8 protein-coding genes are annotated in these 11,797 nt (G+C 35.3%); 1 reads left to right on the forward strand and 7 read right to left on the reverse strand.

All coding sequences use genetic code 11. The annotated features are described in order from the left end of the window. Window positions 1–300 precede the first annotated feature (300 nt). From ACAN53_RS09320 to ACAN53_RS09335, 4 genes are all read right to left on the reverse strand, one after another. Entirely contained in the window at window positions 301–1,794 is a 1,494-nt protein-coding gene (locus ACAN53_RS09320; RefSeq protein WP_379969267.1) for a malate:quinone oxidoreductase, read from the reverse strand. Window positions 1,795–2,081: 287 nt separating this feature from the next. Beyond that, window positions 2,082–3,863 carry a sensor histidine kinase gene (locus tag ACAN53_RS09325; protein ID WP_379969269.1) on the reverse strand — a complete coding sequence of 594 codons (1,782 nt, stop codon included), beginning with the start codon at window positions 3,861–3,863 and terminating at the stop codon, window positions 2,082–2,084. Between the two features lie 263 nt (window positions 3,864–4,126). Further along, window positions 4,127–5,608, reverse strand: coding sequence for a sensor domain-containing diguanylate cyclase (locus tag ACAN53_RS09330; protein WP_379969271.1), 1,482 nt, complete (start codon window positions 5,606–5,608; stop codon window positions 4,127–4,129). 188 nt (window positions 5,609–5,796) lie between these two features. Next, window positions 5,797–7,233 carry a glycoside hydrolase family 1 protein gene (locus tag ACAN53_RS09335; protein ID WP_379969273.1) on the reverse strand — a complete coding sequence of 479 codons (1,437 nt, stop codon included), beginning with the start codon at window positions 7,231–7,233 and terminating at the stop codon, window positions 5,797–5,799. A 278-nt stretch (window positions 7,234–7,511) separates the two neighbouring features. Between ACAN53_RS09335 and ACAN53_RS09340 the strand changes: the two genes are divergently transcribed. Then, the gene (locus ACAN53_RS09340) at window positions 7,512–8,237 is read left to right on the forward strand and encodes a MurR/RpiR family transcriptional regulator (protein WP_379969275.1); all 726 of its coding nucleotides are present in this window, start codon (window positions 7,512–7,514) and stop codon (window positions 8,235–8,237) included. A gap of 188 nt (window positions 8,238–8,425) precedes the next feature. Here ACAN53_RS09340 and ACAN53_RS09345 read toward each other — a convergent pair whose 3' ends face one another. The 3 genes from ACAN53_RS09345 to ACAN53_RS09355 all read right to left on the reverse strand — a co-directional run bounded on the left by ACAN53_RS09345 (window position 8,426) and on the right by ACAN53_RS09355 (window position 11,769). Then, complete coding sequence (locus ACAN53_RS09345) at window positions 8,426–9,430, reverse strand: electron transfer flavoprotein subunit alpha/FixB family protein (RefSeq protein WP_379969277.1); 1,005 nt, start codon at window positions 9,428–9,430, stop codon at window positions 8,426–8,428. A 16-nt stretch (window positions 9,431–9,446) separates the two neighbouring features. Next, a complete protein-coding gene (locus ACAN53_RS09350; protein WP_379969279.1) occupies window positions 9,447–10,235 on the reverse strand; it encodes an electron transfer flavoprotein subunit beta/FixA family protein in 789 nt (262 codons plus the stop codon). Window positions 10,236–10,470: 235 nt separating this feature from the next. Further along, window positions 10,471–11,769, reverse strand: coding sequence for an MFS transporter (locus tag ACAN53_RS09355; protein ID WP_379969281.1), 1,299 nt, complete (start codon window positions 11,767–11,769; stop codon window positions 10,471–10,473). Window positions 11,770–11,797: the final 28 nt, after the last annotated feature.

Consider the following 11,797-nt stretch of genomic DNA (forward strand, 5'->3'; position numbering starts at 1 on the left):
TAGATTCGTGTTATTTTTGAACTTTTAACTGGAAGCTAATGCTTCATAGGACAATCTTGAAGATATGTTGGTAACTATAAGTAATTTTTAGATTTTATTTCTGGTTAGATGAATATTAGGGGTATTGGAGGGTTTCAACGCTATTTTTTGAAATGTAAGAATTAATTTTTAAGGAGAATTTTCATTCACTAAATAAATATAAAATACGTGCAAAAACAAAAGGAAGCATAAATTTGCCAAAACGGCAATTTATGCTTCCTTTAAGTATTAGGTATAATCAGGACAAATAAGGGCAGTTATTTATACGTACTGCTTTTTACCCTCTAAGCCAAGCGAGCGCGCTGTTGAAGTATGAAGTTCATGGAAAAGCTCTGGATTTTCCACTAGTGACATACCATAAGAAGGAATCATTTCTTTTAATTTTGGTTCCCACTCTTTTAGATGTTGCGGGAAGCATTTATTTATTACATTAAGCATGACAGGAACGGCAGTAGAAGCACCCGGAGAAGCACCGAGCAATGCAGCTACCGAGCCATCAGCGCTACTTACAACTTCCGTACCAAATTGAAGGGTTCCTTTGCCGGCAGCAGTATCTTTAATAACTTGTACACGTTGACCCGCTACCACGATATCCCAATCTTCATTTTTGGCATTTGGAACAAACTCTCGTAACTCTTCGATACGCTGTTCTTTCGATAACATAAGTTGTTGGATCAAGTATTTTGTCAATGGAACGTTTTTTGCACCTGCCGCTAACATAGTGAAGACATTATTCGGTTTTACGGAACATAATAAATCCATATTTGAACCCGTTTTTAAGAATTTTGGTGAGAAACCGGCAAACGGTCCAAATAGCAATGATTTTTTGTTGTCGATAAATCTTGTGTCAAGATGCGGAACAGACATTGGAGGAGCACCAACCGCAGCTTTGCCGTATACTTTGGCATGATGCTGTGCTACAACCTCTGGATTGTTACATACTAAGAATAGTCCGCTTACTGGGAATCCTCCAATATGTTTACTTTCAGGAATACCAGTTTTTTGTAGTAAAGGTAGGCTTCCGCCACCTCCGCCTATAAAGACGAATTTTGCAGTATGGCGTTCGATGATACCGCTATCGTTCCGCACTTTTAATTCCCATGAGCCGTCGCTAGTACGTTTAATATCATCAACCTTATGATTGAATTTTATATCGACGTTTTTACTCTTTAAATGGTCAAATAACTTGCGCGTTAAAGCACCAAAGTTAACATCAGTTCCAGAGTCGATTTTTGTTGCCGCTATAGGTTCATTCGCTGTACGATCTTTCATTATAAGCGGAATCCATTCCATCAGTTTTCCTGGGTCATCGGAAAATTCCATCCCTTGAAACATAGGATTGTTTGAAAGCGCTTCAAAACGTTTTTTCAAAAATGTTACATTTTTTTCTCCTCGTACAAAACTCATATGAGGCAATGGCATGATAAAGTCCTGCGGATTACGAATCAAATTGCTGTTTACAAGAAAGGACCATAATTGTCTTGAAACCTGAAACTGTTCATTAATTTTTATAGCTTTGCTAATATCTATAGATCCGTCCGGTTTTTCAACGGTGTAGTTAAGCTCACACAGTGCCGAATGCCCCGTTCCCGCATTATTCCATTCGTTAGAGCTTTCCTCTCCTGCTTTTTCGAGCTTCTCAAACACTGTAATATTCCAGTCCGGCACTAATTCTTTCAGCAGTGTGCCCAAAGTCGCACTCATAATTCCGGCACCAATTAAGATAACGTCTGTTTTAGTTTGTCTGTCGCTCATATTTATCTCCTTATCACCCTAAAATTTGCAAGAAAAGATGTATACGCACCTGCTTAGGCGTTACAGCAAGCGAGGGTGCGACCTAGTTACACACCTTTTCTGGATCAGTTTTTTCCCTATTATAGTGTATCACTATTGTTTATAAATTAAAAATATTTTTTACTATTATATGATAGTTATAGGTTATTTAAAAGATGGTAAATTTCAACGGTGAAATACTGTTACAGTTAATTCTTCATCACATTAACGCATTAAATAATACAATTGCTTATCCTGCATCGCCATCATTAGCCTTCTTGTTTACCGATAGATTTTCCTTTTTGAAGAGGATCAGGGACAAATTCCCGTTTGGATAAGGGAAGGTCGATAGTAAATATTGTACGTTCCTGATTACTATTTACAGTGATTTTCCCCTTGTATTGTTCAATGGTTTTGTTCGCACTTGCCAATCCTATTCCAGAACCTTCTTTCTTTGTTGTAAATTCATATTCAAATATTTTTTTTAATAAATGTGGTGGAATCATGTCGCCATTATTTCGGATGCAAATTTGTAATTTCTTCTCCATGGCTTTTCCAGTAATGGCTACAAAACGATTTCCTTCCTCATTTTTCTCCACTTCATAAAAGGAGTTATTAAGAATATTCCCCATAACTTTAACTAAATCCGTTGTTTTTTCTATATCTAATTCTAAATATTCAAACCCTTCAAAGTGATGATCAAATTTGATATTTTTTTCCATACTCTCTGCAATTTTCACTTGCAAGAGTCCAATAAAAGCAGGAATATGAATATTTACGATTGCTGATGTTTCTTTATGAATATGGCTCAATTGCTTTATATATCCTTCTGCGTCGGAATAATGCTTTAATGAAAGTAACCCTTGTATAGTAAAAATATGATTGGCGACATCATGGCGATATTCCCGAATCGTTTTATACAGACTGTTTACTCTTCCGGCGTACAGGTTTTGAATATCCGATAAAAGTTTCCCTTGTTTCCTGATATGCCGAAATAAAATGTAAATCAACACAAAACAAATGATAAAGCAAAAAATAACCACTAATGTCAGTTGAATCATTCCCTTACGTAATTCATTGGAAATTTGAGAATAATCAACAGAAGAAATAATGATTGTTTTATATTGATTGGTGTTCCCATCTATTTTAATTTCGATTGGAATATAAAATTGCAAGATTTGTTTTCCGTTTAAAGTGACCATTCTGTATATGGTTTTGTTTTGATTAATAGCCTTACTGGCAAAATTTTTATCTGATGCATAGTTGTTGGTTCCACTAATGACTTCGCGGTTATGGAAAGCAATTCGATTTGTCCACAACTCACCGTTAGCGAGCTTGAAATCTCCTGTAAGTCGATTATAATTTAACACACTGATTTCTTTGATAGAAGGATTGTTGTTCATAAGGCTATTGATGGCAGCGTCTACCCCTGCTTCTTTTTGATAGTCAACCAGCTTTTTTCCATTATATGCTGGTTCAATAATATAATTTTTTGTTCCATCATAGTAATAGCCATATTTAATTAGCTTGTCTGGAATATTAGCAGAAGAATCAAAAGGTCCTGCCCAAAAGTGAGGATAAACTTCCCCAAAATTTGGTTCTACGGTTACATTTTTATTTTTAACTAACTGAAAAAATGTCTGATTCCATTTGTCTCCCCACATCTTGCTATTAGTTCCCACTTCAGTAGAAGAGGTAGATTGAACTAAATCAAACCATTGATTATCTGGAACTAGAATGGAGATTTCATCGATCTGTAGTTTTTTGACCAACTCCTGCAATTGCGATTGGGACACTTGTTTAGCATCTGATGGAAGTTGATTATTAATAAAAAGTGAGTCTGTATACAGTTGTTGTGCTAATGAACTCTCGAACAGTTCAACGCTTTTTTGGTTCATTTCAACAGTTGACTTGATGTTTTTGGATACACTCTCATTGATTTCTACTTCTTTTTTTATGAGATTATCCTTTGATGTCCAATAAAATGCAAAATTGATGACAGCGATAATAGCGATCATAATAACAAATGTGTTGAAGTAAATTTTATTCATGGAGTATTTGTTCTTACATACTAGTAAAAGTATATGAAGCCTTTCTGATATTTAAAATCAAACTATATCAATTTTATAAAATTACCGACATTTGTTTATTCAATTAATATTCTAACAATTAAAATGTTTAAAGTAATCTTACTTTACCCTCTTTTGTCTTTAATAATAAATACTATTTACAGATTGTCAATATAGTTAAGCGTCTTACCTATAGATCTAATCCATACGACATGCTTCTTTACCGTTGCTCTTCCATGCAGATTTTATATTTTTAACTTAGTCTTTTCCTTATACATTTCCTTATCAGCAAAATGAATCATTTCTTCTAAGGTAACATCCATGCCTGATTTATAATGATATAAACCATGACTTGCCGAGATGACGTACTGATGATTTGGTGAATGAAAACTGTCGAATGCCAAGAGGATTGAATCCCAGATTTTTTGAACATCATGCATTTGTTTATGAAAAAATAGAATGATGAATTCATCTCCACCAAAACGGAAAAAAATATCATCTTTATCAATTATTTCACTAATTAATTGACAAACAGAAACAATAAAATAGTCCCCCTCAGCATGCCCAAATGTATCATTAATTTTTTTCAGATTGTTTAAGTCAATAAAACATAAAATAAATTCAACATTATGTATCTTTGCTTTTATAAGTTCATTTTTTAAAAATTCAATTCCATGACGTCTATTCATAATCCCAGTGAGTGAATCTGTTGAAGCGTGTAAAGTAAGTTCATCTTCAATCTTTTTCAAATCTGTTATATCCATAATACCACTTAGGATACATGGCTCATCTTCATAGTCAATTAATTCAAAATTTATCATAACCCATCGTGTGGAGGGCATTTGCTGTGAACAAATATAGTTTTTCACACTCCCCATCGTTTTTAGTTTTTCTATGATTATCATTCGTTCCCGGTTGCTTTGAAACACGATAGATGTATCCTTTTCTTGAATTTCCCCTTTCGATAGATCATAAAAGTCCATTGCCTTTTTGTTTAAAAGGATGATTTCTCCATCCTCTAATCGAGAAAGAATTTGAGGAAAAGGGGTAACTTCAAATAACTTTCGAAAATTATTTTCCTTATCTTTTATTTTTAATTTGTTAATAAAATCTTGTCTTTTAAAAGAATAAAAAGAAAAGGAGACTAAAAATGCAATTGCAGTTGTGGCAATTGTATTCACTTCCTTTGTAAGCAGTGTATACTTATCACTGTTTATAAGGAAAAGGCCGATTATAAAAGAAGTATGAGTCGTTAAAAGGATAAAGAAAAAAATTAGTGGTCTTATAGGAAATATGACGGCAACACTAATAAGTATAATGATATTAGGGTCAAAATTTCCAGTTAATCGTTGTGTATTAAGAGAAGCAAGTGCACCTATAAACAAGCAAAAAGCAATGTATGCATAAATAAGGAAGGAAGACCAGCGTGAATTAATAAACCAGTCTTTTTTATGTATAGAACGATAAATAACTAAATACAAAAAAGATACGAGGATACCCGAAAAGTGAATGATAATAGAAAAAAATCGGAATGAATTGTTTTTTAGGTCATTTAATTGTATAAAATCCATATAAAAAAAATAGACACTAAAGATTATGATAGAAATTGAAAAAACTTTAATTCTATTTAATAACATTTTCTTATTCGAACGAGAAAAGCCTTCACTATTTTCCAATCTCAAGAAACGATTTATACTATTAAATGTTTTTAGTAATTTTGAATACAAAAATATCCGACCTTTTTTATTGATAGTATATCATAATTCATTTTTTTAAAACAAATGTTGATTAAAAAAATAATTGTGAATATATTAATTAATGAATATAGGTCTTATATTTCTTCTATTGATAAAAAGAGCTACCTTAGTAGCCCTTCCTACGAGTTTTCCCTATTTCGAATACGCTTTGATCGACTTTATAGGTTTTTCCCATTTGCCGCGATTACGTCTTTATACCAGAAAAAGGACTTCTTCTTTTTGCGTTCTAATGTTCCGCTGCCATCGTCATGTTTGTCAACATAAATATAACCATACCGTTTCGAGAATTCTCCTGAAGAAGCACTAACTAAATCAATACAGCCCCAGCTTGTATATCCTATTAATTCAACACCATCTTCGATTGCGTCCCCCATTGCTTTCATATGCTCACGGAGATAGTCAATTCGGTAATCATCATTGATAGAGCCGTCCTCTTCTACTTTGTCATAGGCTCCTAGCCCATTTTCTACAACAAATAGCGGTACTTGGTAGCGGTCATATAATTTGTTTAAGCTAATACGTAATCCGTCCGGATCAATTTCCCATCCCCAGTCACTTGCTTTTAAGAATGGATTTTTTATGCCACCAATAATATTTCCTTGCGCAGCTTCTAGCTCTGTCTTCACTTTCTTCTCGGTGCGAGACATGTAATAACTAAAGCCGATATAATCAACCGTTCCTTCTTTTATTAATGCTAAGTCTCCATCTTGCATCTCTATTTCGATATGATGTTCTTTAAAGTATCTCTTCATGAAAGCGGGATACTCTCCTCGTACTTGCACATCGGCACAAAAGTAATTGAAAAGCTGTTCTTCCTGAAGAGCATACATGACGTTTTCCGGATTGCAATCAATGGCATAGACAGGTGCAAAGAGAATCATACAGCCAATTTTGGAGTTAGGAATAATCTCGTGGCATGCTTTAACTGCAAGGCTGCTGGCAACAAATTGATGATGGTATGCTTGGAAAGTAGGCAGGTATTTATCCTCTTCTTTCTGAATGGAAAAACCAAGACCTTGAATCGGCATCACCAAGCCACTATTTATTTCATTGAAAGTCATCCAAAACTTCACTTTATTTTTATAACGATTAAAAATAGCTTTTGCATATCTCTCAAAAAACGTCACCACCAGGCGGTTTCTCCAGCCACCATATTCCTTCACAAGGTGCAGAGGCATTTCATAGTGGGATAGGGTGACAACTGGCTCTATCCCCCACTTGTGCAGTTCATCAAACACACGATCATAAAATGCTAATCCTTCCTCATTTGCTTCTAACTCATCGCCCTTTGGGAAAATACGCGTCCAGGCAATCGACATACGAAATGCCTTGAAACCCATTTCCGCAAACAACGCAATATCTTCTTTATACCGATGATAGAAGTCAATCGCTTGATGGTTTGGATAGTAGTATTGGTCTTGATGGATTTCAAAATCAAATCCTGGATTCATTAATACTTTATACCGCTGTTTTCCGCCCGGAAGAACGTCGGCAATATTTAACCCTTTATTTCCTTCATGAAATCCACCTTCCATTTGATTCGCAGCAGTTGCTCCGCCCCATAAAAAGCCTTCAGGAAATTGATATTCTTTCATTTGATTCCCTCCCAATCTGTATATGATTTACTATTTACTTATAGTGTAAATGTATAACTGTTTTCTTCTTCATAAAGAAACGTAAAAGACTACAAAGGAATCATAGCTATATTTGGCAAGCTAGTAAATAAGGAAAGCATATCTAGTTTTTTATAACGAAGGCAGTCACTTGTTACATAAATGTAACGCTATGTTTCATACTGAATCAATGTGTTAGAATGGAGAAAGATGAGTTGAAATACTTTATTTTTTATATATAGAAGGAGAATTCTACCTATATGTTTTCAAACGACATTATTGCATCTTTTAATGAGCTAGAAACTTCATTATACAACTACATTTGTCAAAACAGTGATAAAGTCGCATATATGCGGATACGTGAACTAGCAGATGAAACCCATGTTTCAACAGCGACGATTTTACGTTTTTGTAGAAAAATAAATTGTGAAGGCTTTTCCGAATTCAAAGTAAAGCTTAAAATGCAGTTGCAAGAGAATAAAAAAACGATAGTAAAAAGTTCTCAACATTCATTAGCAGAGTTTTTTGACCGCACGTTAAAAGGGGATCTAGAAGAAAAAATTAAGGATGCTGCAAGTCTAGTTACGAAAGCAGATAATGTTATTTTTATTGGAATCGGAAGCTCAGGTATTCTTGCAGAATATGGTGCAAGATATTTCTCAAGCTTAGGTACATTTTCGATGTATATTAAAGACCCTCACTTTCCGATTCACTCCAAACTCCGTTATAATAGCGTAACCATTGCTTTATCTGTCTCAGGAGAAAATAATTTTACAGTCACTCATCTTAATATACTGAAACAAGAAGGAAGTAAAATTATTAGTATTACAAACAATAAACTCTCAACCATTGCCAAAATGTCTGATTTAAACATTCCTTATTATGTAACCGAGGAATTTATTGAACAGGCGAATATTACAACCCAGGTACCTGTCGTTTATATTTTAGAATCCATGGCTCGTGAAATATATAAGCGTAATCACTAGGATGAAATTCAAGAGGAAACTCCAAATGGCCTTAGCCCACTAGAAATTTAGGGCTAAGGCTACATCAATCCAACCTCTGTAGTTTCCATCTACTTGACATTAAATTAACTACGATTATTGTGTTATGCTGAACATACTTCATTTACGAAACGTATACGTGAGAATAATATAAAGAGTACGAGAAATTATTAAACTGCTTTTAAGCTTTTCATTTCTTTAATAAATTCAGGAATCACCTCAAACATGTCTCCAACTATTCCATAATCAGCAATATCAAAAATAGGAGCATCCGGATCTTTATTAATTGCGATAATCACTTCTGATGAAGACATTCCTGCTACGTGCTGAATCGCTCCGGAGATGCCACAAGCAATATAAATTTTTGGTCCCACCGTTTTTCCTGTTTGCCCAACTTGTTGTAGCGGGGATATCCAACCAGCATCAACGCATGCCCTTGATGCTGCCACTGCACCGCCAAATTGATCGGCCAAATTTTTGATTAGTTCAAAGTTTTCAGCTTTTCCTACGCCTCTACCCCCTGCAACAATCACCTCTGCTTCTTCAAGGTTAACTCCTGCTTCTGCTGTAGCATTAATAATTTCTACAATTTTTGTTCTAATTTCGTTTGCAGGTGTTCGAATATCTTCATTTATAATAGTCGCCGTTCTAGAATCGTCTTTCTCTGCTTTTTTAAATACTCCAGGTCTTACCGTTCCAATTTGTGGTCTAGCTGAACAAATGATGGTACCCATCAAATTTCCTCCATATGCTGGTCTAGTCCACGCAATTGTTCCATCTTCATTGACGTCTAATTGTGTACAATCTGCCGTTAACCCTGTCTCTAGTCTAGTAGATACCCTTGACCCTAAATCTCTTCCATTATATGTAGCGCCAATTAATATCGCTGCTGGCTTATACTTTTCTACTAACCTAGACATTACATTTGCGAATCCGTCAGTAGAAAAATCTTTATACTCTTCCCCTTCAACAACAATAATTTCATCAGCACCATATGCTGTTGCTGATTTTACGACAGAATCTATATCTTTGCCAATAACTACAGCAATAACCTTTTCATTATTTATCTGTGCAAGTTTTTTCCCTTGATTTAAGAGCTCCAAACCTACATTTTTTGCTTCTCCCTCTGAAGTTTCGATAAACACCCAAATATTCTTATATTCTGCAAAGTCCATTATTAGTGCCTCCCTCTTATACAAGCTTAGCTTCAAGTAAATTTCCGATTAGTTTTTGTACGGATATACATGCAGTATCTTCCTGAATCTTAATGCCAGAACTTCTTTTTGGCGGTGTATAAGATCTCTTTACTTTAGTAGGTGAGCCTTTAAGACCTATTTTCGTTCTATCAATATCAGGCATATCTGCAAAAGTTATTTCTTCAATTTCAACTTTATTGGCCGCCATTTTGCTCTTGATTGTTGCGAATCTTGGCTCATTGATTGATTTTACAACTGTACAAACAACAGGAAGCTTAGATTCAATTATTTCGTAGCCTTCTTCCGTTTCTCGCTTAATTGTAATTTTTTCCCCTTCAACATCAATCTTTGCTGCATAAGTGAGTTGAGCAATTCCAAGGTGTTCTGCAATGGCTGGTCCTACTTGTCCCGTATCCCCGTCAATTGCCTGTTTACCACATAAAATCAGATCAAAATCCCCCAATTTTTTAATAGCATTGGCCAAGATGTAGCTTGTAGCAAACGTATCTGAGCCGCCAAATAGCTTGTCTGTAACTAATACAGCTTTGTCTGCTCCAACTGAAATGCATTCCTTTAAAGCAGCTTTTGCTTGTTGTGGCCCCATGCTTAGGACCGTTACAGTTCCGCCATGCGCTTCTTTAAGCTGTACTGCTGCTTCAAGCGCATGCTTATCGAATGGGTTTACAATACTTGGTACACCACTTCTTATTAGTGTATTCGTTACCGGATCAATTTTGATTTCTGCTGTATCGGGTACTTGTTTCACACAAACTAAGATATCCAAAATATATTCCTCCTTGCGTTTTTAAGGATTTAAAAAACTAATTGTTCTTTTAAGTTATAATAGATCTATCTATTTCACTAATTCTTATTTCTTAGGGAATATGGATAATCTATAAATTTTGTGAATAAATTCACTTGATTAACTAATAAAAATAAGCGCCAGAACATATATCTAGCGCTTTCATTTTATTCATTTTTTCCAAACAAATTCTAGAAGATCAATTCGAACGTTAGTTTCATGAAACCCCGGTAGCGTTTTGTTTTTTGCCTGATGAGCTCACAATCGGTTCAACCTTGCAAATTGTCAACAATAATAGCGCGCCTACTATCGCTACAACAGCACCTACATATAAGGCATAGTCATATTTTCCAGAAAGATCAATGATAAAGCCAGTTAATAACGGTGCAAGTATTCCAGCAATCGTTCCGAGTGTAGTAAATACCCCTGTTATCATGCCGGCATTTACTTGGGAAAAGACCATTGGCATAGTAAAAAATCCGCCCATCGTAAGAGTTAAAAAACCATTGGATGCTGATATCAAAGCTACAGCTGCACCTGCACTCGTTGCCTGAGATCCAAGTATTAAAAAGACTCCTGCCACAGATAATCCGACAATTGGAAACAACTTTCTCCCTACATTTTGTCCGAACTTTTTCGAAGCAGCGTCAGCTAAATAACCGCCGAATGGATACGTAAAGATTGCAACCAGATATGGCATCATTGAATAGAGTGCACTATGCTGCAAATTCAACCCACGACCATTGACAAAGTACGTTGGAAGCCATGTTATAAATAAGAAAAAGAGGTAGTTTGCACAGAAATAGGATAATGCGCAGAACCACACAGATTTATTGGATAGAATTTCTTTTTTAGTCAAGATTCCACCTTGACTAACGTTTTGATGTACGATGTAATCTGATTCTATATATTCCAATTCTTGTTGGCTTATTTTAGGATGTTGGCTTGGTTTGTCCTTTCCAAATTTCCACCAAAGCAAACACCAAATTGGTCCAAGAAAAGCAAATGTATGAAATACCATTTGCCAGTTCCAGGTTTGGATAATCCAAGTTGAAATAGGCATCGTGATTGCAACTCCGACCGGAAGTCCAGCCTGAACAAATCCAGTCGCTTTTCCAGATTCCTTTTTTGGGAACCATCTTGCTATAATGGAATGAATTGCAGGTAATGACATACCCTCGCCTAGCCCCATCAATGCACGAATAAGTAACATTAAAGCGAGCGATGAACCATAAGGAGTAAGATAGACAAAGAGAGACCATGTTAATGCACCGACCATAACAACTTTGCCGCCTCCAAATTTATCAGCTAACCGCCCCCCTGGCATTTGCATAATGGCATAACCAATAAAAAAAGCAGTTGAAACCAGTCCAAATTCCGTAGCACTCCATTTGTAATATTTCATCATTGATGAACCAGCCATAGACATATTTGATCTGTCCATATACAAAACTAGATAGCATAATGCCAGCAAGAAAATGATTCCAAAACGTTTAGTACCGACTTTTAAATTCATGATGATTCTCCCTTTTCTTATAGTATAG

Origin of the sequence: Ectobacillus soli (assembly GCF_042610425.1) — a bacterium.
Lineage (GTDB): Bacteria > Bacillota > Bacilli > Bacillales > Bacillaceae_G > Ectobacillus.